Genomic DNA, 24,652 nt, shown 5'->3' on the forward strand with positions numbered 1-24,652 from the left:
TACTGACGGCCGGCGCGCGTATAGGCTGGAGTCTTGACACGGGGTGCCGCACATACTGTGCGTGCTGAGATCAATACCCGTTGAACCTGTCTAGTTAGTACTAGCGAAGGAATGTCACGGATGATCGATCGTACCCGGCTTGCCCTGCGGCAGATTCCCCGAGTCCTCAGTATCGCGGGTACCGATCCGACCGGCGGTGCCGGCATCCAGGCCGACCTCAAGAGCATCGCGGCCAACGGCGGCTACGGAATGGCTGTGGTGAGTGCGCTGGTGGCGCAGAATACGCGCGGCGTGCGTTCGGTTCACATCCCGCCGATCGATTTTCTGCGCGAGCAATTGAACGCCGTGAGTGACGATGTAACCATCGACGCCGTGAAGATCGGCATGCTTGCGCAGCTCGATGTGATCACCGAGGTGCGCGACTGGCTCTTCCGGTGCCGTCCGCCGCTGGTCGTACTCGACCCGGTGATGGTGGCAACGAGCGGCGACCGCCTGCTCGACCCGGCAGCCGAGCAGGCGCTGCGCGACCTGATTTGCCACGTTGACCTGGTCACGCCCAACGTTCCCGAGCTGGCCGTTCTGCTCGCTGAGCCGCCGGCCGCCAACTGGGCGGAGGCCCTCGCGCAGGGCAAACGATTGTCGGACAGCACGGGTGCTACCGTACTGGTCAAGGGCGGCCATCTCAACGAAACGAGCTGCCCAGATGCCCTAGTCAACACCCACGGGCTGCTTGCCCAGTGCGTGGTCGAGGTCGCCCTGCCGCGCATCCGCACCACAAACACCCACGGCACCGGATGCTCACTCTCCTCGGCGATGGCCACGGTGCAGGCCAGAACCGGTAACTGGGCGAAGTCCCTGGCCGAAGTGAAAGACTGGCTCCACGACGCCCTGGCCCACGCCGACGAGCTCGAGGTCGGGCAGGGAAACGGGCCGATCCACCACTTTCATCGACTTTTCGACCGTGCGAATTCTGCCCTGATTGCGGGCATGAGATGAACGGGGCGACGACGTGGGCGCGACTAGCCGAGCGGCGGGAGGCTGGCGAGAAGCCGCTCGGCGGCATCCGTCGGGTCATCGGCGGCGGTGATCGCGCGCACCACGACCACCCGGGTGGCGCCGGCTTCGACCACCTGGTCGATGGTACCGAGGTCGATCCCGCCGATCGCAAACCACGGGCGAAGGCTGCCAGCGGATGCGCTCTGCTCGGCCGCATAGCGCAGCAGACCGGTTCCGACCGCTGCCCGACCGGGTTTGGTGGGCGTGGCCCAGACCGGGCCGACGCAAAAATAATCCAGACTGTCAGCGACGAGAGCGGCATCCACTTGTCCGGTGGTATGGGTCGACAAGCCGATGCGGGCCGCGTCGCCGAGCAGCGTACGGGCGGCGGGCAGCGGCAGGTCCGTCTGGCCGACATGAAAAACCGGCGCTCCAGCGAGAACGGCGATATCCGCGCGGTCGTTGACCGCCCAGAGCCGGGCGTGTCGGTCGGCGACCGAACGCAGAATCTCAAGATAGTCGAGCTCCTCGGCGGCATCGATGGTCTTGTCCCGCAGTTGGATGATGTCGACCCCGCCGGCGAACGCGGCCGTCACGAAGTCGGCGAAATCGCCGCGCTCCGTACGGGCATCGGTGCAGAGATACAGCCGGGCGGTGATCGGGTCCATGCGACCAACCCTAAAGGGCTTCAGCCCGGCCTCGGTGCAGACCATGAGTGAGCGGCGCGCACAGCGTACGGTCGACGTAGCCGTCATCGGCGGCGGCGTGATCGGGCTCGGCATCGCCTGGGCTGTAGCGCAGTCCGGCCGCACGGTGGCCGTCATTGACCCGGATCCGGCCGGTGGTGCCACTTTTGCTGCGGCCGGAATGCTCGCCGCGGTCAGCGAACTGCACTACCAGGAGGAGGCGTTGCTCGAGCTCATGCTTGCCTCCTCGAACCTGTATCCCGGCTTCATCGACTCGCTCGCGCCCGACAGCTACCTGACCGGTTACCAGCGTACGAGAACCCTGAATGTGGGCGCAGACGCGGCCGACCGGCAGGCGCTCGCCGACCTGCGCGGCGTGCAGGTAGTCAACGGACTGGGCGTCGAGGCCATCACCGTTCGCGCAGCGCGGGTGCTCGAACCGTTGCTCAGCCCCCAGATTTCTGGCGCCTTTGTGGTGGAGCAAGACCATCAGGTCGACCCGCGCCGGCTCACCGAGTGCATCCAGTTGGAGCTCGCGCGCCACGGCCAGGACGCCGTCATACGCGTGCAGGCCAGCGGGTTGCTGCACGAGAATTCAGCGGATGCCTCCTCCCGCGTCACCGGCGTCGCCCTTTTCGACGGCTCAACGGTCACAGCCACTGAGGTGGTCGTGGCCAACGGGCTCGGAGCCGCAGCACTGGGCGGGCTGCCCGAACACCTCAACCTGCCGCTTCGCCCGGTCTACGGGGACATCCTTCGGCTGCGGGTGCCCGAGCACCTGCAACCCCTGCTCACCTGCACCGTTCGCGGACTGGTGCACGGTGTGCCGGTGTATCTGGTTCCGCGCACCGACGGAACGCTCGTGATCGGAGCCACCCAGCGCGAAGACGGCTCGGGCGTGGTGTCAGCCGGCGGCGTCTATCAGCTGCTGCGAGACGCCCAGGTGCTGCTGCCCGCGGTCAGTGAACTCGAACTGATCGAAACGACCGCCCGCGCCAGGCCCGGAACCCCCGACAACGCGCCGCTCCTCGGTCGCGTCGGGGGCGCTGACGGTGACATTTCCGGCCTCATTGTCGCCACCGGATTCTTCCGCCACGGCGTACTGCTCACCCCGGTCGCCGCCGAGCGCTGTCTCCAGCTCATCGAGGGAATTGCCGACGATCGGTGGCGGGCCTTTCGACCGGACCGATTTTCGAGCCGCGCTCCCGCATCCGTTTCACTGAAAGGAGGCCACTCGTGACCGTAACCATCGCCGTGAACGGCCAGCGACGATCTGTTCAACCGGGCAGCACCGTGACCGACCTCGTGGCCGAGATCACCGGCCGGGCCATCGCGACCGACGGCCATGCAGTCGACGGAAGCCGCGTCGGGGTGGCCGTGGCCCGCAACGCCGCGGTCGTTTCGCGCAGCCTCTGGTGGTCGACCGCGGTGACAGCGGGCGATGAGATCGAAATCGTGACCGCGGTGCAGGGAGGATGACCGTGCCGACGACCCCGGACAGCCTCGTCATTGACGGCGTTGAGCTGACCTCACGCCTGATCATGGGCACCGGGGGAGCCCCGAGCGTCGATGGTCTCGGGGCTGCACTGCGTTCCTCCGGAACCGAACTGACCACCGTCGCGATGCGGCGCCACAGTGTGGCCGCCACCGGTTCGCTGTTCGAGCTGCTGATGGAGAATTCCATCCGCGTGCTGCCCAACACGGCCGGCTGTTTCACCGCTCGCGAGGCCGTGCTCACCGCCGAGCTGGCGCGGGAGGCGCTTGCGACCGACTGGATCAAGCTCGAGGTCATCGCCGACGAGCAGACCCTGCTGCCCGATGCGGTCGAGCTGGTCGAGGCCACCGAACAGCTCGTCGCGCGGGGCTTCACGGTGTTCGCCTACACGAATGACGACCCCGTGCTCGCGCTGCGGCTCGAACACCTGGGCGCTGCGGCCGTGATGCCGCTCGGGGCGCCGATCGGCACAGGCCTCGGCATTCTCAACCCGCACAATATCGAGCTGATCGTGGCCCGCGCCGGCGTTCCCGTGGTGCTGGACGCCGGAATCGGCACCGCCTCTGACGCGGCCCTCGCGATGGAGCTGGGCTGCGATGCCGTGCTGCTGGCCACCGCGGTGACGCGCGCGCAGAACCCAGTTCTCATGGCTGACGCCTTCCGGCACGCTGTGATCGCTGGCCGTCGTGCCTCCTTGGCCGGCCGCATCCCGCGGCGTGAGCTGGCCCTGGCGTCGTCACCGATGGCCGGGCGGCCCGACCTGTGAAGCGGATGCTCGCACCACTCGTCGAACCCGGCGCGGCCCTCACGGCGGCCGAGCGCGAGCGGTACTCGCGCCACATTCTGCTGCCCGAAATTGGCCCGCTCAACCAACGCAGGCTGAAGAATGCGCGCGTGCTCGTGATCGGCGCCGGCGGTCTCGGCTCGCCGGTGCTGCTCTACCTCGCGGCCGCCGGGGTCGGCACGCTCGGCATCGTCGACCACGACACGGTGGATCTCAGCAACCTGCAACGCCAGATCATCCACGGCACTTCGGCACTCGGCCGCTCGAAACTGGCGTCCGCCGCCGCGGCCGTCGCCGAGCTGAATCCGCTCGTCACCGTGCACCAACACGATGTCTGGCTGTCGGCGGCGAACGCCCTCGACCTGTTCGCCCAGTACGACCTGATCATTGACGGCGCCGACACCTTCGCCACCCGCTACCTGGTGAGTGATGCCGCCGCGCTGCTCGACAAACCGTGTGTCTGGGGGTCCATTCTGCGCTTCGACGGGCAGATCAGCGTGTTCTGGAACACGCACGGCCCGACCTACCGCGACCTGTATCCGGAAGCCCCGCCGGCCGGCTCGGTGCCGAGCTGCAGCGAGGGCGGCGTATTCGGAATGCTGTGCGGAATCATCGGCGCCACGATGGTCGCCGAAGCGGTGAAACTGATCACCGGGGTGGGCCGCACGCTGCTCGGCCGGGTCGTGCTCTTCAACGCCCTCGACGCGACCTGGCGCGAAATCAGCATCGCACGCGACCTGGCCACGCCACCGGTCACCGAGCTGATCGACTATGACCTGTTCTGCGGAACATCCACCACGGATGCGATTTCGGTGCAGCAACTAGCCACCCTGCTCGCTGCCCGGGCGCGCAGCGAGCTCGACTTCGACCTCATCGATGTTCGGGAACCGGCGGAATACGACATCGTGCACATCGAGGGGGCGCTGCTGATTCCGCACGGCGGCATCCTCTCGGAGGAGGCCGTTCTCGACCGCGACCGCGACATCGTGCTGCACTGCAAGGCCGGGCCGCGTTCTGCTGCTGTCCTGGCCGAGCTACAGCGCCGCGGCTATGAGAATGTGCGCCAGGTCGAGGGTGGCATTCTGGCCTGGGTGAGGGAGATCGAGCCCGCGCTGCCGACCTACTGAGCGAGCCGGGCCTCGCGGCACGTGTTTGAGAACGTGGCACTGGTTTGAACCGGGGCCGTCTTCTCAAACACGTGCCACGAGCGTCAGCCGCCGATCAGTGCGTAGCGATGCGCCCACGGGCGCACCTGTTCGACGGCGGCGCCGACGCGAAAGACCGTGCCGTCATCAAACGGATGCCCGACGATCTGCACCCCGGTGGGGATGCCGCAGTCGGCCAGGCCGCTCGGCACCGCGAGCACCGGGCACCGGTTCGCGATATTGAACGGCACCGTCATGTGGCCCTGCCAGTAGTGTTCAAGGCGCTCGCCGCCGGCCGTGATGCCGTCAAGATAATGACCCTCGGCCGTGAGCGCGGCGACGGCCGAGGTCGGGCAGATCAGGGCGTCGAACCCGGTCATCGCCGCGGCTAGTTCGCCCTGCATGCGGGTTTCAGCGGAGAGACCGTCAAGAAAGCGGGTATCGGCGGCCGCAGCCCGGGCATCCGTCATGAACTGCACCGTGTAGGCGGCGAGGGCTCTCTCGGCGCCACGGGTCTCGTCCTCCATCGCTGGGCCCAGAATATGGCCGAAGTGGGTGAAGGACACTCGGTGAATTTCGGCCGTGGTCCAGGGCAGTTCGACCTCGTCGACGATCGCGCCGGCGCTCTGCAAGGCCGCAGCCACGGCGCGGGTGTTGGCCTCTACGTCGGGATCGACCAGGTAGTCGCCGAGGCGAATGCATAGGGCGATGCGCAGGCCCGCGACCGCGGGCCACATCCTCGGCAGCGGCGCAGCGGCGGCGAGCGAGGCATGGTCACCTGGGTGCTGGCCGGCCATCACGTTGGCGAGCAGGGCGGCATCCGCTACCGTGCGGGCCATCGGCCCGTCGCCGCGATAGTGGTCGGCCGACAGCGGCGCGACGCCCGGAATGCGACCGTAGGGTGCTTTGAACCCGACGGTGCTGGTGAAGGCCGCTGGCAGCCGGGTCGATCCGGCGATGTCCGAGGCGGTGGCGAGCGGCGCAAACCCCGCCGCAAGGGCGACGCCGGATCCGCCCGAGGAGCCGCCGGGAGAGAGATCGTGGTTGAACGGATTGCGCGTGACCCCCCAGAGCGGGGAGTGCGTCACCGTGGCGCAGCAGAATTCAGGCGTCGTGGTGCGCGCATGCACGATGCCGCCGGCCGAGCGTATGCGGCTGATCACCGGATGATCCGCGCTCGCAACCACGTCACGCTGGGCGACGAGCCCGTTGCTCAGCACGTGCCCGGCGAGGGAATGCTTCTCCTTCGCCGCGACCGGCAGCCCGAGCAGCGGGGCGAGCTGACCGCCGGACCGGTACTGCCGCTCGGCGTCGCGGGCCGCGATTCGGGCCTCATCGGTCAGCTGTTCGGTGAGCGCGTTGACGCGCGGGTTGACCGCGTCGATACGCTGCAGCACGGCCTCGAGCAGCTCCACCGGTGACAAGTCGCGCGACCGGAACAGGCCGAGCGCCTCGGTTGCGCCCAGATAGGCCAGGTCGGTCATGCTGGTGGTGGTAGCGCTCGACTGGGTGGGAGCGGGTTCGGTGCGGCTGATCACGCCCGGCCCGACTACGCCCGGGCCGTAGAGGCCAGTGCGGGAGCCTCGGCCGGATCGACCAAAGCCCCGTCGACCAGCGCCCCGCTGACCAGAGCCGTGGTCACCTCGGTGAGCAGCGCGAGCCCGGCGACCATGTCGGCATCCGTGGTGAATTCGCGTTCGCAGTGCGAGACACCGTCGACGCTCGGAATGAACAGCATGATCGAGGGCACAAAGGTGTTCATCGCGACCGAGTCGTGGCCGGCCATGGTCTGGATTCGGCGGGTGGACAGCCCGGCGCGCGCGGCGGCCGCTTCGGCCAGCTGGAGGCCTCCTTCAGGAAAATACCTGATCGGACGAACATCGAAGTCGGTCACGTTGATCTTGATCTCGTGCTCGATCGCGAGCGCCGCGATCTTCTCGAGCAGGGTGGCGCGGGCCGCCTGCACGATCTGTGGGTCGCCGCTCCGCAGGTCGGCGACCAGGCGTACCCGGCGGGCGACCACGATGGGGGAGTTGGGTTCGAGGGTTAGCTGCCCGACGGACGACACGATGGCCTCGTCGGCGAAGTCGCTGGTGACCTCGCGCACCAAGAGGATGATCTTGGCGGCGGCCACGAGGGCGTCGTGCCGGTCGGCCATGGCGGTCGCCCCGGTGTGGGACTGCTCTCCGAGCACCTCGATGTCGAGTTTCTGGGTGTACCAGCTGCGGTCGACGACGCCGATCGCGATCTGCTCGCGCTCGAGGATGCGACCCTGCTCGATGTGGATCTCGGCGTAGCTCACCGTGACCGGGCGCGGGTCGGTGCCGAGATAGCCGATTTCGGCCAGGGCGGCGCGGGCGGTCACGCCGGCCAGGTCGGTCACGTCCAGCATCTGCTCCTGGTCGAACAGGCCGACAAAGACGCTGCTGCCCATGACGCTCGGAGCGAAACGGCCGCCCTCTTCGTTGAACCAGTTCACGACGGCGAGGTTGAACGGCGGCACGGTACCGCTCGCCTGCACCAGCTCGTCGACGTTGCGGGCCGCGTGCAATGCGGCGAGCACGCCGTAAGCGCCATCGAAGCGCCCGCCGAGCGGCTGGCTGTCGAGGTGTGAACCGACGAGCACGTAGGGGGCGCCTGGCGTCCACTCGATCAGCCCGAACATGTTGCCGATACCGTCGACGCGCAGGGTGTAGCCGGCGTCGGTCACCCAATTCGCGAACCAGGCGCGGCTCTGCGCGTCTTCGGCGGTGGCCGCCTGACGGTCGACGCCGTTGCGGGGCGTGGCCCCGATGGTGGCAACGTGGTGAAAGTCGGTGAGAAAGTCAGCAGATGACATATGGACTCCTTTTATTGGGCGAGTAATGCGTGAACGGATGCTGCAAACGCTCAGCCCAGACGCCCCCGCGTCTCGGGCACCTTGGTGAGGGTCACAAGCAGGAGCACGATCGCGGCCGCGCCGGCCATGTAGAAGCCCGGGGCGAACGAAACGCCCGAGCTGGCGACGAGGGCGGTGCCGACGAGCGGCGCGGTGCCGCCGAAGATGGCGTAGCCGAGGTTGTAGCTCACGGCAGCGCTCGTGAAGCGGGTTCTGGTCGTGAAGATCTCGACGAAGAAGGTGTAGCAGCCGCCGCCGTAGATGCACAGGGGGATCACGAACAGCATCTGGCCGAGCAGAGCGAGCGGCAGGCTGCCGCTCGTGACGAGCATGAAGCTCGGGATGGCCAGCACCGCGATCGCGGCCGACCCGGCGATGAGCATCGGCTTACGCCCGACCTTGTCGCCAATGCGCCCGCCGATTGGCAGCAGCACGGCGTACAGGGCGAGGGCGGCCGCGTTGGCCAGCAGGGACTGTTCGCGGCTGAGGTTTCCGGTGGTCTGTACGTATGCCACGAAGTAGGCCGAGAGAAAGTAGAAACCCATCGCGGTCAGGCCCATTACGAAGATGACCTGCACCATGCGCAACTTGTTCTCTCGGAAGGTCTCCTTGACCGGGCTGAACTCCTTGGTCTTTGTTGCCTGGGCGTCGGTGAACGACTTGCTCTCGCTGGTCTTGCTGCGAATCCAGACGCCGAACAGGGCCAGGGGCAGGGCGATCAGGAACGGCAGGCGCCAACCCCAGGCGGTGAACGAGTCGTCGGACATGCTCTGGCTGAGGATGAGGATCATCGTGCCGGCGAACACCGACGGCAGCGCGGTCGCCGCGATGGTGATGTTCAGCCAGAGACCGCGGCGGCCGATCGGGGCGTGTTCGAACACGAAGGAGGGGGCGCCGACCGATTCGCCGCCGGCCGAGAAACCCTGCACGAGGCGCAGGAGCAGCAGAAGCGCGGGGGCCCAGAAGCCGATCTGGTGAAAAGTGGGGAGCAACCCCATGCAGGCGGTCGCGGTGCCGATGGCGAGCAGGGTGATGGCGAGCACCTTGCGCCGCCCGATCTTGTCGCCGAGGGAGCCGAAGAACAAGCCGCCGAGCGGGCGCACGACAAACGCGACACCGAAGGTGGCGAAGGTGGCCAGCAGGGCGAGGATCGGGTTCGTGCTCGGAAAGTACAGCTGGGAGAAGATCACGGCCGTCAATCCGTACAGGGTGAAGTCGTAGAACTCGATGAATTGGCCGATGCTGCCGCCGAGTAGGACGCGTTTCTGCAGGCCTGTCAACTTCTTCGGGGGAGCGGTCTCGGCTGGCGGACTGATCGGGGCGGTGGCTGCGGTCGTGGTCACGACACCCACCGTACGATCGCGATGATTCCGGCGCTCGCCGCTGCGTTTCTGGCCGGTGAACTCTTGGCGAGCCGTGTGTCGGTCATATTGCGGCGCATCCGTTGGTCTGTAACCGGGACGACACGTGAATTATCTGCTCGAACACTGATCCTCCTTGATCACTGCAGCCGGGATCCCGGTCAAAGACGAGCGCTGCCGGGAGTGCGCGGCCGATTCTGGTCAAGCTTGCGCGCTGCGAAACACCCGTGTCCAATTGATTCTCATGGCCGAGCGCATCGATTTTGGTGATGGGTCAGGGGTGCGCCGCCCCATACAAGCGTCGGCAGGTATCTTCGAAGGCCAGCGCTCGGCGGGTCGGCAGCGCGGTGCTCAGCCGCACGAGCATGACCTCGCTCGGCGGAAATTCGTCAACCAGGCGCAGGGGGACGACCCGACCGCCAGAATACGGCACGTCGTTGTAGACCCGCTGGTTGAGCAGGGCATAGCCGTGGCCCTGGGCCACGAACGACCGCACAGTTTCATAGCCGGCGAACCGGTGGCGCACGTTGGGTGCCACCCCGGCCAGGGCGAACAGACTCTCGTAGTACTCCCGGCTGTGCGGCAGGTCGAGCAGTATGAGCGGCTCTCCGGCAAGGTCGCGCAGGGCAACCTCCTGGCCGGGGATATTCGCGGCCCAGTGGCCCGCGGGAACAATAACGTGCGGAGGAACACGTTCGAGCACCTGGCTGGAAAACCCGGCGCCGAGTCCGTGCCCGTACATCAATGCGAGGTCGCATCGCCCCTCGCGGAGCGCCGTCTGCAGCGAGGCGAGGTCGGCCTCCAGAAAAGTCACGTCGACGCCGGGATGGGTGGCCTCGAACGCCTTGAGAATGGCCGGCAGCCGAAACGAAGCCAGCGGTGAGAACACCCCGACGGTCAGCTCGCCGATGAGCGTTTCGGCCGTTCCGTAGGCCGATTCAAACAGGGAATCGGCGTGGTCGAGGAACCCCTTCAGGTCGAGCGCGAACTTGCGCCCGGTCGGGGTGAGCCTGAGCCCCATCGACGGGTTGCGCAGGAACAGTTGGGCGCCGAGGGTGCGCTCCAGCTGCGCCATCGCCGTAGAGACGGCGGACTGGCTCACCAGTAATCGGGCGGCGGCCTGGGTCATGCTCTGCAGCTCGGCCACGACGGCGAAGTACCGCAACTGGGTGAGGGTGAAGTGTCGCATCGGGCTCCAGACAGGGCGGCAGCCGGGAGCGAAAGCATCCAGCCCCGAGCGTGCGGATTGCTCAATGGTAACGACGAGAGTAATCGGGTGGCTGCTTTTGGTCGTGGTGGGACCACGCGACACGAAGCGGATGCCGCCCGCGGGATCTGCTTGCGGCCCCGTGAGGGGGGTAGTATCTGGGCACTCGGGATTTTCCCGCGCGTGAATGAAAGGTTGGACCATGAATCCGCTGCTCATCATTGTGGCCATTATTGCGGTCGTGCTGCTCATTACTGGCGGCCTGGTGGAGTCGCTTCAGTTTCTACTCTGGGTCGGTATTGTGCTCGCCGTCATTGCCGTCATCATGTTCCTCATGCGATCGATGTCGGGGCGCAAGAGCGTCTAACCCGGCATAACCGCTGACGGCCGGCAGCAGGAGACTGGACTCCTGCTGGCGGCCGTTGCTGTGCCCATACCTGCTGTGCGGGCACCGCTTGGTCGGGGCCGCGCGTGCCGTGAGCTGGGCCTAGCCTAGAGTGCACCGACCGAGCTCATCGTTCGCGCCTTTCGCAGAGATTGGACCCCATGCCTGAACAGAACGCTCCAACCCGCGTCGTTGTCGTCGGCGATGCTCTGATCGACGTGCTGCGTGATTCGGAGGCGAGCCGGGAATTCGCCGGCGGAGCCGCCCTCAACGTCGCGGTCGGACTGGCGGTGCTCGGCCTGCCGACGACCCTGATCGCGATGGTCGGCGACGATGCTGACGGCGCGGTGATTCGCGAATTTCTCGAGAAATACGGCGTGCAGCTGATCGCAACCACCGGCCCGCTCGGGTCGTCGCGGGCCATGTCCGACCGCACCGACGGCGAGCCGCGCTATTTCTTCAACCCGGCAGCGAAGGCACGCCGCATCGAGTTCGGTGCGGCGGAGCGCGCGGCCCTCGAGAGCGCCGAGCTGGTCGTCGTGAGCTGCTTTCCGTTCGACGACACCGCGCAGACCGAGGCATTCGCGGCCTGCGTGAGTGACCCGGAACGACGCCTCTTCATCGACCCCAATCCGCGGGCCGGCATGCTGCACGACGGCCCCCGATTCGTGCGCAACTTCGAGGCACTCGCCGCGCGCAGCCTGCTCGTGAAGGTCGGCGACGAAGACGCTGACCTTCTCTACGACAGCACGCTCGAGCAGCTGCGACTGCGACTCGTTGCGAGCGGCGCACACACGGTGCTGGCAACAGCCGGGCGCCTCGGCGCCTCGGTGTCCTTCGCCGATAAAGGCCAGATCAGCGTGCCCATCGCCATGCTCGATGGCCCGGTCATCGACACGATGGGTGCCGGGGATGCGACGCTGGCAGCATCCGTTTGCACGATCGTTCACGACGGTGTACCGCAGGATGCCGCCAGCTGGCAGTCGCTGCTGGCCGACGCCATGCTGACCGCAGCGGCGACCTGTCGGCACGAGGGAGCGCTGCTCCGGCGGCCGTAGGCAGGTCGGTCGGCTCGCTTAGGCCTCGGCGTCCGTTGCACGCGCGTTCGTTTCGGGCGCTGTTGTTTCAGACGCGATGGTCTCGGGAACCGCGTCGGTGAACTTGAGCCGGGTGCGAATTGCATCGCGCGCTTGCTGGGCGGCTCGGCGCACCTCCTTGTCGGGGTCGCGCAGGCGCACCTCGATCGTGGCGATGTTGGCGGTGGATCCCTGGTCGGCGAGGGCGTGCAGGGCCGCCGCGCGCACCCGGGGGTGCTCATCGGTAGTGAGGCGCACGAGCTTGGGGACGACCTGCAGGCCGCGCAGCAGCACGACCTTGGCGCACATTTCGCGCACCCGCCAAGCCTGGTTGTTCAGCCCGACGACGATGTACGGTGCAGCCGACTCTCCCCACACGTGCAGCAGCGCGCGAGCGCCCCACAGCTCGGGCCAGTACAGGGCTGGGGCGCCCTCGAGGATGCCGAGGGCGTGGCGCCCGCCGGCGTAGAGCAGAAAGTCCTTTCCGGCATTCTTGGCGCGCAACAGTGCCACGGAATTGTCGATGACGACGGACTCGCCGTAGTGCGCGACGGCGGCGCGGATGCGTTCCTCGGTCGGAAGGTCGATCGGAAGGTCGGGGTGCGGAGTCAATTTGTTTTGCATAGCCCTCTAACGCTACCTCCCCGGCGCCCTTTCCCACCCGCGAAACGGGGTAACAGTGTGCAATAGACGTGGCCGTAATTTGCGGAGGCTCGCGGTGGCCAGAAGACTGGAGCCGTTACGGTGAATGGGTACCGCGCCTCGACCGGGCCGGGCGCCCACTGCACCTGTCAGCTGAGGTCTAGTTCGAAGCCGGAGGCGCGCTCGTAGATGCCGTAGTTGCCGATGTCGGTGAAACCGAGGCTGCGGTACAGGGCGAGCGCTTCGGGCTGGGCGTAGCCGGTTTCCAGGCGCATCCGCTCGTAGCCGAGGGTTCGGGCGAGGGATTCGAGCTCGCGCAGAATCGTTTTCGCGTGACCCTGGCGGCGGTAGTTCGGGTTGGTCCACATGCGCTTGACCTCGGCGGTCGTGTCGTTGAACTGGCGCAGGCCACCGCCGGCCACGGTCACGTCGCCGTCGACGAGCACGAGAAAGCCGCCGCTGGGCGGATCGAACTCGGCCCCGTCGACGTCGTGCACGGAATCGCCGTCGCCGTAGCGCGTTTCGTATTCGCGGTGCAGGTCAAGCAGAAGAGGGGCTACCTCGGGGTCACCGAGGCGCACGGATACACAATTCACGGTTAATAGTGTGCGCCCTGTTGCCGGGTGCTCGTGACCGCGCTTAGTAGACTCGACGGGTGTCAGTGAACCCAGAGTTGCAGGGGCGGGTCTTTCCGCCGGTCGCACCGTATCTTGTCGGCCGTGAAAAGGTGCGCGAATTTTCCCGCGCCGTGTTCGCGACCAGCCCGATCAACCACGATCCCGAGGCGGCCCGCGCGGCCGGCCACACCGACGTCGTCGCTCCGCCCACGTTCGCCGTGGTCGTGCAGGAGGCCACCCTGGCCCAACTTCTGGCCGAACCCGATGGCGGAATCGACTTCACCCGCGTCGTGCACGGCGACCAGCGCTTCAGCTATACCCGCCCGATTGTCGCCGGTGACGAACTCACGGCGACCCTCGCGGTGACGAGCATCAAGAGCCTCGGCGGCCACTCCATGGTCACCGCCGAGTCCACCATCGTTGATGCGAGCGGCGCACACGTCGTGACCGCGGTCTCCACCCTCGTCGTCAGGGGAGACGAATGACCCCCGCCGCACCTATCAGATCAGTGACCGATCTCACGGTCGGCGACGTCGTCGCCGAGGCGAGTTTCGCCCTGACGCGCGATTCCCTCGTGCACTACGCCGGAGCATCCGGTGATTTCAATCCCATTCACTATCGCGACGATATCGCGCAGTCGGTGGGGCTGTCCGGCGTGCTCGCCCACGGCATGCTCACCATGGGCCTGGCCGTGCAACCCGTCGTCGACTGGGCCGGCGACCCCGCCCGGGTCATCGATTACCAGGTGCGATTCACCCGCCCGGTCTTCGTTGACGCAACGGATGGCGCAACCGTCACCGTCGTCGCCAAGGTCGGCGCGCTCGATCTCGAAGCCGGCGTGGCCCGCATCGACCTGACCGTGACGTTCAACGGCTCGACCGTTCTCGGCAAGGCGCAGGCACGCGTCAACCTGGCCTGAACCATGATCGAACCCGTTGCCCTGAGCACACTCACCACCTTTCGGGTCGGCGGACCCCCCGCCGCCCTGGTGGCGCCGGTCACCGAGCAGGACCTCATCACTGAGACGCTCGTGGTCTGGGGCCTGGACGAAAACTGGCTCCTGCTTGGTGGCGGCTCCAACACCGTCGTCGCTGATGAGGGCTTCGACGGCATCGTGATTAGCGTGGTGACCCGCGGCATCGAGGTACTCGCCGCTGCACCTGAGAGCAGCGAAGCGGATGCCGCGGATGCGGCCGTCTCTAACGCCGGCGCCGACGTTGGCGCCCGGGTACGGCTGCGCGTACAGGCCGGCGAACCCTGGGACGACCTCGTGGCATACGCCGTCGATCACGGCTGGGCCGGCATCGAGGCGCTCTCGGGCATTCCCGGATCGTGCGGCGCCGCCCCGGTGCAGAACATTGGCGCCTACGGTCAGGAGCTCTCCGACAGCCTGATCGCGATCGACTTTCTCTCTTACGAGACCGGTGAGGTCGATCGGCTCGAACGCGCAGACCTGGCGCTGGGCTACCGCACCTCGGCGCTCAAGCAGGGCCTGCGCGGCGTGGTGCTCGCAATCGAACTGGAGCTGCACGATACCGCAGCCGAGGCATCCGTTTTGGGGAGCACCCTCGGCCAGCCCCTGAAGTATGCCCAACTCGCCGGAGCGCTCGGCGTGCAGCTCGGTGACCGGGTGCCGCTGTCGATCATGCGCGCCACCGTTCTCGGCCTGCGGGCCGGCAAGGGCATGGTGCTCGATCTCGACGACCCCGACACCTACAGCGCGGGGTCTTTCTTCACCAACCCGATCGTCACCGAGACCTTTGCGCGCTCACTGCCGACGGATGCGCCGCGCTGGCAGCTCGAGGCGGAGCCGGCCGACCGAGTTATTCCACTCGAGGAATATATGGGCGTCGGACCCATTCCCGGCGAGGAACCCGTGCGCCTGGTCAAGCTCAGTGCGGCCTGGCTGATCGAGCATTCCGGGGTCGGTCGGGGTTTTCGTCTGCCGGGATCGAAGGCAGCGGTGTCGAGCAAGCACACCCTCGCCTTGACGAACACCGGCGGGGCCACCGCCGAGGAAGTTGCCGAACTGGCCCGGTACGTGCTCGGCCGGGTGCAGGCCGAGTTTGGCGTGAACCTGCAGCCCGAGCCGGTGCTCGTGGGGCTGACGCTCTAATCGACAGGCGTGTTGGTCAGTCTGCGCGGCGAGCGGCGGCGGCGATGCCGGCCACGACCAGGCCGAGCCCGACCGCGATCACACCGCCGAGCAGCCAGAGCGTGGGATCCGGCGGTGCCGGAAGCAGCGTGAAGACCACCATGTAGGTGGCGAAGGCCAGGAGCAGGATGCCCCAGAGAATCGTGCCGAAGCGGGGGCGCAGCCGGGGTGTGGCAGTGGCAGCGGTCGGCAGGTCGGTGTTTGGGGCGAAGAAGTCGTTCTCCCGCGGGGCACGGCTCGATTCCGGGTAGGGGATAGTCGGGTTGTCCGACAGGGTCGCGCCGGTCGTCGCGGTACCGGATTCGGCCGAGTAATCGGCGCCGGATTCGCCCCCAACCAGCGGAGTTGCAGAGAAATCTTCGGTGGGGGTGTTGGCCCCGGTGTGATCAGCGTTGGGGCTCGTGGGCGAAAGCGGAGTAGTCATGATGGGGTCCTAGTTGTTGGAGGAATCGAGCGTGACGACGCCAGCGAGGGTCCAGATGCGCACGAGCGGCCCATCACTGCGGCTGTTCGCATTGAACGTGCGCGCATCGACGGCGAACACGCCCGTGTGCTCGCCGTTTTCAGCGGCCACAGCGCGGCCGGAATATTCCACGCCGCCGACCAGGGCGTGCGATTCGACGCGCACCGGGGCATCCGCTGGCAGTTGAATGTCGGTGGCGCCGGCGAGCAGCCAGACGTCGATGACGGCATCCTCGTCGAGACCGGGGTTGTCGAAATCGCTCAGGTCGAGGGTGGACTGCCCCACGATCATGGCGTAGCTCGTGTCGGGGTTCGCCATGGCCGAATTGGCGCTGAGCACCCAGACGGTGTTGCCGACGGCGGAGAACTGCGTGCCCTGCGGAAATACGCCGAGCACGACTAGGGTCGCCGCCGCCAGAAAGGCGAAACCGCCCATGGCGCCGTCGGTGCGACCGCGAATGCCGGCGATCACGATGCCGAGGGCCAACACTCCGAGTGCAAAGGCGAGGCCGAGAATCACTGCGTCCTGCGACCAGACGCCGCTCGAATTCACCCAGGCAGTCACGGCGCCGATGGCCAAAGCCAGGCCGAGCACAATGGCGCTGTAGCCGGCACCGGGACGGCGGGCGCGCACCCGGGCGCGGTGGGCTTGCTGGCGGGCGCGGTTCTGTTCCTGCCACGCTCGATTCTGTTCCGAGCGGATGCTCCTGGCCGAATCGGCCGCGTACGGATTGGTCGGGGCATAGGGGGTGGCCGTGGCTGTGCTCGTGGCCGCGAAAGCCAGGCTCGGGGCGGCTGTGTCGGTGGCGGTCGCCACTGACATGCTCGTCGGGGCGGAATCCGGCGCCGGGGCCGGAGCATCCGTTTGGGCGTGCACGACCGCGTCGGGGGCGGAATCCGGTCGCGGGTCGTAGACGCTGCCCGGACCGAACGGGCCCGTTGGTCCAGTGGGGCCGGCCGGGGGAGCGAACGGCCCGGAACCGGGCCTCGAATCGGGAGACCTCTTGCTGCGGCGCACCAGATACACGATCAGCCAGACGATACCGGCCGTGATGGCCAGCCCCCACCCGAACGAGAAGATGCCGGAGAGCCAGTCGGGGAGGGCCCAGAAACCGGCCGGGCCGTTCCACCAGAAACCGCGGAACAGGGGCACGACGGTGAACAGGAGCAGCGCCCCGATGGCGATCATGGCCGGTTGGAACCGCCCGCGAATGGCGTCTTCAGCATAGATGCGGCCGGCGCCGCGGGGCATCAGCGCCCAGCCGACGGCGTAGGCGAAGACGACGGGGCCGCCGAGGATGGCGATCACAACGGCAATGCCGCGCACAATCAGGGGGTCGAGCCCGGTGCGGGCGGCAATGCCGCCGCAGACTCCGGCGATCCAGCGGTCGCCGTCACGGTGTAGTCCGCTGCCGCGAATCCAGTCGAAGAAGCGGGTGATTTGGTCAGGGCGAGGTGTTTGCGCCCTCGGTGTGTCGGTCATGATCCGAGTCTGACAGCGCGCTGAGACCGCTGCCATGGGGGATGACCCTGATTGAACCCTGATTGATTCCTGCCGGGTTCCGCCCTGTCGGTGGGGCGTGCTTGGATAAACACGTGAGAACCGAACGGATGACCCGGCCCCGGCTCCGCCTCGTCGGCGGAGTGTGTGCGGGTTTCGCCGAGCACACCGGGGTCCCCCTCTCCACGGTGCGCTTGGTCACGGTGCTGCTCAGCTTCTGCGGAGGCTTCGGCGCCTTGCTCTATGCCTGGCTGTGGGTGACAGTTCCTTCTGGAGCGGCCGCAGTCGACCCGCTACCCAAGTCGAGCCTCGCCCGGTCGCCGGTCGTGTCCCCCGCTTCCGCTGAGCCGGTTCAGGCCGCTGCGGCACTACCGGGTTCCGACGCCACAAACGGCCGGAGCGGGTTCGCCCGAGCGGATGGCGACTCCGCCCGTGCCGCGCCCGTCACCGAGATTCTGCTCGGCCTGGCCCTGCTGGCTGCCGGTAGCGCCCTCGTAGCGAGCCGCCTTGGCGCCGACATTCCGCTCGCCGTGGTGGTGCCCGCCATTGTCGTACTCGCCGGAACCGCGCTCGCCTGGCGCCAGTTCGCCGACATTCGCAGCGGTGCGGCACAGCAATCCTCGGCGTTGCTCGTGCGCATTCTGGGGGCGCTGGTGTTGGTCGCGGTCGGGATTCTGTTGTTTTTCGTGACCGGCACGAACCCGAACGCGTGGACGGTTATTCTGGCGGCGGCATCCGTTCTGCTCGGCGTTGCGGTGGTGACCGCGCCGTGGCTGCTGCGCCTGTGGAGTGACCTCGCCGACGAGCGTGCCGCGCGCGCCCGTGAAGCGGAACGGGCCGACATCGCCGCGCACCTGCATGATTCGGTGTTGCAGACCCTCGCCCTCATTCAGCAGAAGGCCGGGCCGCACAGCGACGCCGCGCGGCTGGCCCGCGCGCAGGAGCGCGAACTGCGCGAGTGGCTCTTCACCGGGAGTCGCGCCGCGGGCGCCGAACCGGCGACCGATCTGGCCGCCGCGCTGCGTCGCATCGCCGGGGAGATCGAAGCAGACTTTGCGGTGCACTTCGAGGTGGTGACGGTCGGGGCGGGTGTCGGCGTGCGCTCGGCCGCCAGCACCGATTCCAGCAGCATGGATGCCCCGGAATCACTCGTCGCCGCCGCCCGCGAGGCCATGCTCAACGCGGCTCGGCATGCCGGCGGCGCGGTGTCGGTCTACCTCGAGACGGGGGCTCGCGGCATCGAACTGAGCGTCACCGACCGGGGCCCGGGCTTTCGGCTCGACCAGATCCCCGAAGACCGCCTCGGCGTGCGCGAATCCATTCTCGGGCGCATGCGTCGGGCGGGCGGAACCGCCGCCGTGCGGCCAGGGCCCGGCGGCGCCGGCACCGAGATCCTGCTCACCCTGCCGGCGGCGACCGCGCCCGTCACCGATGAACACCACACCGAAACGAGCGTGCGATGACCGACCAGAATCCGAGCGACCGGGCGGCCACCGAACCGAGCGCGGCATCCGCTGGCCTGCGGGTTCTCATCGTCGACGACCACTCTATTTTTCGGTCGGGACTGCGCGCCGAACTCGAGGCCGACATCACCGTGCTGGGTGAGGCGGCGACAGTTGACGAGGCGATCGCGCGGGTGATCGACCTGCAGCCGCGGGTCGTGCTGCTCGATGTGCATCTGCCCGGTGGTCACGGTGGGGGCGGCGCCGAGGTCATTCGGGAGGCGGCGCCGCGCGCACCGAACACACTGTTCCTGGCGCTCAGCGTCTCCGACGCCGCCGACGACGTCGTGAGCGTCATTCGGGCCGGCGCCCGCGGCTACATCACCAAGAGCGCCTCCGGGGCTGAAGTCTCCGAGGCGGCACGTCGGGTCTCCGAGGGGGACGCCGTGTTCTCGCCCCGCCTGGCCGGATTCGTGCTCGACGCATTCGGCGCCGTCGCCGGGGAGACGGCCGAGACGACCGAGGAACTCGACCGGCTCTCCGCCCGCGAGACCGAGGTGATGCGCCTCATTGCTCGCGGCTATAGCTACAAGGAGGTCGCCAGTACCCTGTTCATCGCGGCCAAGACCGTCGAAACGCACGTCTCGGCCGTGCTGCGTAAACTTCAGCTGTCGAGTCGGCACGAGCTGACCGCCTGGGCGCTCGAGCGCAAGCTGCTCTAGCCCTCGTTACAGCAGGTCCTCACAGCAGGCCGAGTTCCATGGCGCGGGTCACCGCGCGGGTTCGATCCTTCACCGCCAGTTTCTCAAAAACGTGCAGCAGATGGGTTTTAACGGTCGCCTCGCCGATGAACAACGATCGTGCGATCTCAGGGTTGCTCTCGCCCGCACCGACGAGCCTCAGCACGTCGAGTTCGCGCGGCGACAGTCGTGCCGCCGATTGCCCACGAACCCGCTGCACGAGCGTCGCCGCAATAGATGGAGCGAGCACGGTCTGGCCGGCTGCGACCGACCGCACACCGGCGATGATCTCCTCCTGGGGCGCAGCTTTGAGCAAATAGCCGCTCGCGCCGGCTTCGATGGCACCCAGAATCTGGTCGTCGCTCTCATAGGTCGTCAGAATCAGCACCCGGATACCCGCAGTCGCTGCCACAATCTGCGCGGTCGCCGCCGCGCCGCTCTGACCGGGCATGCGCAGGTCCATGAGCACCAGATCGGGCCGCAGTTCCAAGGCCAGTCGCACCGCCTCGGTGCCGTCAGCGGCCTCCCCGACAACGGAGATATCGTCGGCCTGGGCCAGCAGACTCACGATACCGCCGCGCACGATGGGATGGTCATCGGCAACCAGCACGCGAATCATGCGTCGGCCTTGATGCGGGAGAGTGGGGCTGCCGGGGCCGCCAGAGCGAGGGGAGCGGGCAACGGCACGGTCACCCGCAGCAGCGTTCCGCCGGTTGGCCGGGTGCCCAGCTCCAATTCACCGTGCACGAGCAGTACCCGGTCGCGCATCCCGGCCAGGCCGAAGCCGGTGTTGGGATCGACGCGCGGAACTCCCAGACCGCGCCCGTCGTCGCTGACCGTGAGCACCACCGCGGCCCCTACACGTTCGATGAAAACGGATGCCGCCTCCGCCCCCGAATGCTGCCGCACGTTTGCGAGCCCCTCCTGTACACAGCGGAGCAGAACCACCTCGACCTCGCGGTCTATGTCGCCGACCTGCACCGTGGCATCCGTCTGGATGCCTGTTTCCTGGGTGAAGCGATCGGCCAACCGCAGAATCGTGTCGGCCAGACCCATCCCGGGTTCACGCACCGGCGAGAGGGTGGCGACCAGGGCGCGAGTCTCGGTGAGGGCTTCACGGGCGTTGGTTTCGATCAGATCGATGCTGGTCTGCGCGGCCATCACCCGGGCCGGTGTTGTTGTGAGCTCACCGCGGGTGCGTTGGGCGAGCATGACCAGCCCGGTCAGGGTCTGGGCGATGGTGTCGTGAATCTCGCGGGCCAGCCGTTCCCGTTCGGCGGAACTTCCCGCCGCACGGTGCAGGGCGTTGAGCTCGCCCTGCGTGCGGGTGAGCTCGTCGAGCAGACGGCGATGCCGGTCACTGGCGCAGATGATGCGGGTCATCCAGGTTCCGAGGGCGAGAGCGAAGATGAATGAGATCGCTTCGATTCCACCGGCTTCGGCCATGGCTGCCACGGTGCCGCCAAGGCTCACGGTGAGGCCGAGACCGACCGACACAGCGAGGATGCCGCTCACCAAGACCGCACGAAGGTAAGAGCCGGCGAGAACCCAGACCACCGGAAACCCAATGGCTTGCAAGGTTGAGAGGTTCGGCGTGAACGCAGCGCCCACCCCGCAGCCGAGGACCACCGTCGCCAGAAAGGCCAGACTGGACGCCGTCCGGCCGGTGCCAGCAAGACGGATGCCGCGCCGCCCGAACCCCAGATAGGCCAAGCCGAGCGCGGCGAGGGTGGCCAACGCTCCGCCCAGGCTCCCATCGGCGGGATACAGGGTTACCGTAATCGCCATAACGGCGAGGGCCCCGCCGAAAGCCACGTCCCACCAGCGCGCAGTCGTCATGGCTCAAGCATCCCATCCGTTCGGCATGGCCGGGCGCTCACGCGTCGCGGCGAATCCACCGAAAAGTCACCCGGCTGAGCACGAGCCCCACCACGAGCCAGACCCCGAGGGCGGCTGCGACCCAGACCAGGTCCCAGGATCCGGTCTGCTCGGCGGCCGCGAAGCTGTCAGGCAGGAACACCGAACGCATACCCTGGGCCATCCATTTGAGCGGAAAGATGCTCGCGAGATTCTGCATCCAGTCGGGCAGCGCGTTGAACTGCAGGTAGACACCCGAGATGAACTGCAGCACGAGCACGACCGGAGTCACCACAGCAGTAGCGCTGCGTCCCGAACGCGGAAGCGCCGAGAGCGCTATGCCGAGGAAGGCGCTCGTGATCACGCCGAACAGGAATACCCAGGCGAACGTGCCCCACTTCTCGGGCTCACTGGGCAGCGAGATGTTGAAGGCGAACCGCGCTACCAGCATCAGCAGCGCGGCCTGCAGGATCGCGGTCACGAAGACCTGCCCGATTTTGCCCACGAAGTAGCTCAACGGGGACAGCGGCGTGCCGCCGAGCCGTTTCAGGGTGCCGTCGCTTCGCTCACCGGCAATGTCGACCGCCAGGTTCTGCACGCCGGAGAGCAGCATGCCCGCGGCGAGCATGCCGGGCAGGTAATACGCGCCCACGCTGACCCCGCCGGTTCCGTCCGGGTTCGTACCGATGTTGCCGGAGGAGCTGAACGCGGCGGTGAAGATGCCGAGCATGATGAACGGAAAGAAGAAGGTGAAGAGCAGTGTGTCGGGGGAGCGAAAGTAGAGCCTCGTCTCGTAGCCGATGCGGGCCAGGCCGAGGGCGAGCACGCCCGGAGCCTTCGTCTGCGGGCGGGTAGCGATGATCGTGGCGCTCATGCTCGCACATCCTGGTCGATCAGTTGGCTGCCGGAAGGGATGGCGGCCCGACCGGCAGCCTTGGCCTCGTCTTCCCTTACAAGGGCGAGATAGACGTCTTCGAGGCTGGGCCGGATGATCTCGAGGCCGTCGGGCTCGGCACCGTTCAACCGCGCGGTGAGCTCGGCCACGACCCGTGCCGGACGGTTCGTGCGTTCCTCGAGTACCCGCCCGTTTTCGTCACGCCAGCGCACGAGTGGAATGCGGGCATCCGCTCCGCCAAGGTCGTCGATGGATCCGATATCGATGAGTCGACCGCCGGCAATGATGCCGGCGCGGTCGCCGAGTTGGGCGGCTTCTTCGAGATAGTGCGTCGTCAGCAGGATGGTGGTGCCTTCCACCTTAAGCCCACGGATGAGGCTCCAGAACTGGTGCCGTGCCTCGGGATCGAAGCCGGTGGTCGGTTCGTCGAGGAACAGCAATTCGGGGCGGCCGATGATGCCGAGCGCGACATCCACTCGGCGGCGCTGACCTCCCGACAGCTTGCCGATGCGCGTCTTCGCCTTCTCGCGCAGCCCGGTCGCGTCGATGACTTCGTCCACATCGCGGGGATTCGGGTAGAGCCCGGCGAAGTGGCGAAGCTGTTCCGTGACGGTGACATTGCCGCTTTCCGCACTGGTCTGCAGCACGATGCCGAGGCGAGCCTTCCAGTCGAGGCTGCCGCGGCGGGGGTCGATGCCGAGCACGCTCACCTCACCGCCGGTTCGGTCGCGGTACCCCTCGAGAATCTCGATGGTCGTGCTCTTGCCGGCACCGTTGGGACCGAGCAGCGCGAAGGTCTCACCGGCGGCAATGGAGAAGCTCACGCCGCGCACCGCCTCGACGCTGCCATACGATTTCTGCAGGTCGCGTACCTGCACGACCGGGGGAGTGGATGTCATGTGACCAGAATCCCACTCCCGCGCCACGGGCACCACCGCCAGTGGACCTATTCCGGCATCCACCGGTCGACGGATCCCTCGGGGGAGCGCCCGGGCGCCAGAATGCCGCGGGCGCTAAGCGAACAGGCGCTGCAGGCGCTGCACACCCTCGAGCAGGGAATCGTCGCCGAGGGCATACGACAGGCGCAGGAATCCGCTAGGACCAAAGGCCTCGCCGGGAACGGCGGCCACCTCGGCCTGGTCGAGAATGAGGTCGGCCAGTTCGAGTGAGGTCGTCGGGGTGACGCCGCCCCACGAACGACCCAGCAGCCCGGTCACATCGGGGTAGACGTAGAAGGCTCCCTGCGGGGTGGGGGTCACGACGCCGGGGATCTTGTTCAACTCGGCGACGATGAGCTTGCGGCGGCGATCGAAGGCCACCCGCATGGCCTCGGCGGCGTCCTGCGGGCCGTTGAGCGCGGCGATTCCGGCGCGCTGCGAGATGTTTGACACGTTCGAGGAAAGGTGCGACTGCAGGTTCGCCGCCGCCTTGATGGCGTCGGCGGGGCCGACCATCCAGCCGAGGCGCCAGCCGGTCATGGCGTAGGTCTTGGCGACACCGTTCACCAGGATCGTGCGGTCGGCCAGCGCTGGAACGGCCTCGACGATGGAGACTGCTCGCACGCCGTCGTAGGTGAGGTTCTGGTAGATCTCGTCGGAGATGACCCAGAGGCCATTGTCTTCGGCCCACTGGCCGATGGCCCGCGTCTGCTCAGGCGAGTAGACCGCCCCGGTGGGGTTCGAGGGTGAGACGAAGAGCAGCACCTTGCTGCGCGGGGTGCGCGCGGCTTCGAGCTGCTCGACCGTCACGAGGTAGCCCTGGTCGCTGCCGGCGAAGACATCGACCTGCACGCCACCGGCCAGCCGGATCGCCTCGGGGTAGGTGGTCCAGTACGGGGTCGGCACGATGACCTCGTCGCCCGGATCGAGCAGGGTGGCGAACGCCTGGTAGACGGCCTGCTTGCCGCCGTTCGTGACGACGACCTGGCTGGGGGAAACCACGAGTCCACTGTCGCGCAGTGTCTTGGCGGCAATCGCATCGCGCAGCTCGGGAAGACCCGCTGCCGGGGTATAGCGGTAGTTCTTCGGATCGCGCACGGCGGCCGAGGCCGCTTCCACGATGTGTTCTGGTGTCTGGAAGTCGGGTTCCCCGGCGGCGAAGCTGATCACCGGACGCCCGGCCGCCTGCAGGGCCTTGGCTTTTCCGTCGACCTTGAGGGTCGCCGACTCCGCGATAGAGCCGATCCGAGTAGAAATTCGCTTGAGTTCATGAGCCACAGCTTGAGCTTAGCCAGTGCACCCGCGAGTGAACCAGCGCTGCACTCGTCGGGCCGGCGCGCGGGCCGGTTTAGAGGGTCTTCGGGGCGCAATTGCGTAGATAGCCAGGCTG

Annotated in this window: 26 protein-coding genes and 1 riboswitch; of the genes, 12 read left to right on the forward strand and 14 right to left on the reverse strand. The window is 67.5% G+C overall.

The annotated features are described in order from the left end of the window. The first annotated feature begins 29 nt into the window (after positions 1-29). A riboswitch (TPP riboswitch) is annotated at positions 30-129 on the forward strand. Further along, positions 121-996, forward strand: coding sequence for a bifunctional hydroxymethylpyrimidine kinase/phosphomethylpyrimidine kinase (gene thiD, locus CXY77_RS05755; RefSeq protein ID WP_092340452.1), 876 nt, complete (start codon positions 121-123; stop codon positions 994-996). It overlaps the preceding riboswitch by 9 nt. Before the next feature lie 23 nt (positions 997-1,019). Here thiD and thiE read toward each other — a convergent pair whose 3' ends face one another. Further along, positions 1,020-1,664, reverse strand: a complete 645-nt coding sequence (thiE, locus tag CXY77_RS05760) for a thiamine phosphate synthase (RefSeq protein ID WP_233197257.1) — start codon at positions 1,662-1,664, stop codon at positions 1,020-1,022. A gap of 43 nt (positions 1,665-1,707) precedes the next feature. Here thiE and thiO point away from each other — a divergent pair, with 43 nt between their 5' ends. From thiO to moeB, 4 genes are read left to right on the forward strand one after another with little or no spacing between them, the layout of a single operon-like run. Beyond that, positions 1,708-2,922: a glycine oxidase ThiO gene (thiO, locus tag CXY77_RS05765; protein WP_104129792.1), complete on the forward strand. Its 1,215-nt coding sequence runs from the start codon at positions 1,708-1,710 to the stop codon at positions 2,920-2,922. Further along, entirely contained in the window at positions 2,919-3,161 is a 243-nt protein-coding gene (thiS, locus tag CXY77_RS05770) for a sulfur carrier protein ThiS (RefSeq protein ID WP_104088922.1), read from the forward strand. The genes thiO and thiS overlap by 4 nt, the downstream gene beginning before the upstream one ends. Next, positions 3,158-3,943, forward strand: coding sequence for a thiazole synthase (locus CXY77_RS05775; protein WP_092340448.1), 786 nt, complete (start codon positions 3,158-3,160; stop codon positions 3,941-3,943). Before thiS ends, CXY77_RS05775 begins: the two co-directional genes overlap by 4 nt. 5 nt (positions 3,944-3,948) lie before the next feature. After that, positions 3,949-5,088 carry a molybdopterin-synthase adenylyltransferase MoeB gene (moeB, locus tag CXY77_RS05780; RefSeq protein WP_104088924.1) on the forward strand — a complete coding sequence of 380 codons (1,140 nt, stop codon included), beginning with the start codon at positions 3,949-3,951 and terminating at the stop codon, positions 5,086-5,088. Positions 5,089-5,171: 83 nt separating this feature from the next. Here the strand turns inward: moeB and CXY77_RS05785 are convergent, their stop codons facing one another. The 4 genes from CXY77_RS05785 to CXY77_RS05800 all read right to left on the reverse strand — a co-directional run bounded on the left by CXY77_RS05785 (position 5,172) and on the right by CXY77_RS05800 (position 10,534). Then, on the reverse strand, positions 5,172-6,644 hold the full coding sequence (locus CXY77_RS05785; protein WP_233197258.1) for an amidase: 1,473 nt from the start codon (positions 6,642-6,644) through the stop codon (positions 5,172-5,174). Positions 6,645-6,655: 11 nt separating this feature from the next. Beyond that, complete coding sequence (locus CXY77_RS05790; RefSeq protein ID WP_104129793.1) at positions 6,656-7,945, reverse strand: M20 family metallo-hydrolase; 1,290 nt, start codon at positions 7,943-7,945, stop codon at positions 6,656-6,658. Positions 7,946-7,995: 50 nt separating this feature from the next. Continuing rightward, on the reverse strand, positions 7,996-9,327 hold the full coding sequence (locus CXY77_RS05795) for an MFS transporter (protein WP_233197259.1): 1,332 nt from the start codon (positions 9,325-9,327) through the stop codon (positions 7,996-7,998). A 292-nt stretch (positions 9,328-9,619) separates the two neighbouring features. Beyond that, a complete protein-coding gene (locus CXY77_RS05800) occupies positions 9,620-10,534 on the reverse strand; it encodes a LysR family transcriptional regulator (RefSeq protein ID WP_092340445.1) in 915 nt (304 codons plus the stop codon). Positions 10,535-10,754: 220 nt separating this feature from the next. Here CXY77_RS05800 and CXY77_RS20330 point away from each other — a divergent pair, with 220 nt between their 5' ends. Both CXY77_RS20330 and CXY77_RS05805 read left to right on the forward strand, forming a co-directional pair. Then, entirely contained in the window at positions 10,755-10,919 is a 165-nt protein-coding gene (locus CXY77_RS20330) for a DUF2207 domain-containing protein (RefSeq protein WP_139165815.1), read from the forward strand. A gap of 179 nt (positions 10,920-11,098) precedes the next feature. Further along, positions 11,099-11,995 (forward strand): PfkB family carbohydrate kinase, encoded by an 897-nt coding sequence (locus CXY77_RS05805; protein WP_104129794.1) that lies wholly within the window; start codon positions 11,099-11,101, stop codon positions 11,993-11,995. An 18-nt stretch (positions 11,996-12,013) separates the two neighbouring features. On the opposite strand, the gene CXY77_RS05810 is transcribed toward CXY77_RS05805, so the two are convergent. Next, positions 12,014-12,637: a HEAT repeat domain-containing protein gene (locus CXY77_RS05810; protein ID WP_092340443.1), complete on the reverse strand. Its 624-nt coding sequence runs from the start codon at positions 12,635-12,637 to the stop codon at positions 12,014-12,016. Positions 12,638-12,804: 167 nt separating this feature from the next. After that, a complete protein-coding gene (locus CXY77_RS05815; RefSeq protein ID WP_158252789.1) occupies positions 12,805-13,251 on the reverse strand; it encodes a GNAT family N-acetyltransferase in 447 nt (148 codons plus the stop codon). A gap of 59 nt (positions 13,252-13,310) precedes the next feature. Here CXY77_RS05815 and CXY77_RS05820 point away from each other — a divergent pair, with 59 nt between their 5' ends. Genes CXY77_RS05820 through CXY77_RS05830 form a run of 3 tightly spaced genes read left to right on the forward strand, consistent with a single transcriptional unit; the run spans position 13,311 to position 15,388 of the window. Further along, the gene (locus tag CXY77_RS05820) at positions 13,311-13,757 is read left to right on the forward strand and encodes a MaoC family dehydratase N-terminal domain-containing protein (RefSeq protein ID WP_092340442.1); all 447 of its coding nucleotides are present in this window, start codon (positions 13,311-13,313) and stop codon (positions 13,755-13,757) included. Further along, positions 13,754-14,191: a MaoC family dehydratase gene (locus CXY77_RS05825; RefSeq protein ID WP_104129795.1), complete on the forward strand. Its 438-nt coding sequence runs from the start codon at positions 13,754-13,756 to the stop codon at positions 14,189-14,191. Before CXY77_RS05820 ends, CXY77_RS05825 begins: the two co-directional genes overlap by 4 nt. Positions 14,192-14,194: 3 nt before the next feature. Beyond that, positions 14,195-15,388, forward strand: coding sequence for a UDP-N-acetylmuramate dehydrogenase (locus tag CXY77_RS05830; protein ID WP_104129796.1), 1,194 nt, complete (start codon positions 14,195-14,197; stop codon positions 15,386-15,388). Between the two features lie 16 nt (positions 15,389-15,404). On the opposite strand, the gene CXY77_RS05835 is transcribed toward CXY77_RS05830, so the two are convergent. Both CXY77_RS05835 and CXY77_RS05840 read right to left on the reverse strand, forming a co-directional pair. Beyond that, positions 15,405-15,851 carry a hypothetical protein gene (locus CXY77_RS05835; RefSeq protein WP_092340439.1) on the reverse strand — a complete coding sequence of 149 codons (447 nt, stop codon included), beginning with the start codon at positions 15,849-15,851 and terminating at the stop codon, positions 15,405-15,407. A 9-nt stretch (positions 15,852-15,860) separates the two neighbouring features. Continuing rightward, complete coding sequence (locus CXY77_RS05840) at positions 15,861-17,372, reverse strand: PspC domain-containing protein (RefSeq protein WP_158252790.1); 1,512 nt, start codon at positions 17,370-17,372, stop codon at positions 15,861-15,863. Between the two features lie 113 nt (positions 17,373-17,485). Here CXY77_RS05840 and CXY77_RS05845 point away from each other — a divergent pair, with 113 nt between their 5' ends. Then, positions 17,486-18,853 carry an ATP-binding protein gene (locus tag CXY77_RS05845; protein ID WP_104129797.1) on the forward strand — a complete coding sequence of 456 codons (1,368 nt, stop codon included), beginning with the start codon at positions 17,486-17,488 and terminating at the stop codon, positions 18,851-18,853. Continuing rightward, on the forward strand, positions 18,850-19,554 hold the full coding sequence (locus CXY77_RS05850) for a response regulator transcription factor (RefSeq protein ID WP_104088934.1): 705 nt from the start codon (positions 18,850-18,852) through the stop codon (positions 19,552-19,554). Before CXY77_RS05845 ends, CXY77_RS05850 begins: the two co-directional genes overlap by 4 nt. Positions 19,555-19,573: 19 nt before the next feature. Here CXY77_RS05850 and CXY77_RS05855 read toward each other — a convergent pair whose 3' ends face one another. From CXY77_RS05855 to CXY77_RS05875, 5 genes are all read right to left on the reverse strand, one after another. After that, positions 19,574-20,191, reverse strand: a complete 618-nt coding sequence (locus tag CXY77_RS05855) for a response regulator transcription factor (RefSeq protein ID WP_104129798.1) — start codon at positions 20,189-20,191, stop codon at positions 19,574-19,576. Further along, positions 20,188-21,411 (reverse strand): sensor histidine kinase, encoded by a 1,224-nt coding sequence (locus CXY77_RS05860; RefSeq protein WP_104129799.1) that lies wholly within the window; start codon positions 21,409-21,411, stop codon positions 20,188-20,190. The genes CXY77_RS05855 and CXY77_RS05860 overlap by 4 nt, the downstream gene beginning before the upstream one ends. A 37-nt stretch (positions 21,412-21,448) precedes the next feature. Beyond that, on the reverse strand, positions 21,449-22,303 hold the full coding sequence (locus CXY77_RS05865) for an ABC transporter permease (protein WP_104129800.1): 855 nt from the start codon (positions 22,301-22,303) through the stop codon (positions 21,449-21,451). Next, positions 22,300-23,223 (reverse strand): ABC transporter ATP-binding protein, encoded by a 924-nt coding sequence (locus CXY77_RS05870; RefSeq protein WP_104129801.1) that lies wholly within the window; start codon positions 23,221-23,223, stop codon positions 22,300-22,302. Before CXY77_RS05870 ends, CXY77_RS05865 begins: the two co-directional genes overlap by 4 nt. A 114-nt stretch (positions 23,224-23,337) precedes the next feature. After that, positions 23,338-24,540, reverse strand: coding sequence for a pyridoxal phosphate-dependent aminotransferase (locus CXY77_RS05875; protein ID WP_092340433.1), 1,203 nt, complete (start codon positions 24,538-24,540; stop codon positions 23,338-23,340). Between the last annotated feature and the right edge of the window lie 112 nt (positions 24,541-24,652).

The organism is Cryobacterium sp. N21 (assembly GCF_002929575.1).
In the GTDB taxonomy this organism is placed as follows: domain Bacteria; phylum Actinomycetota; class Actinomycetes; order Actinomycetales; family Microbacteriaceae; genus Cryobacterium; species Cryobacterium flavum.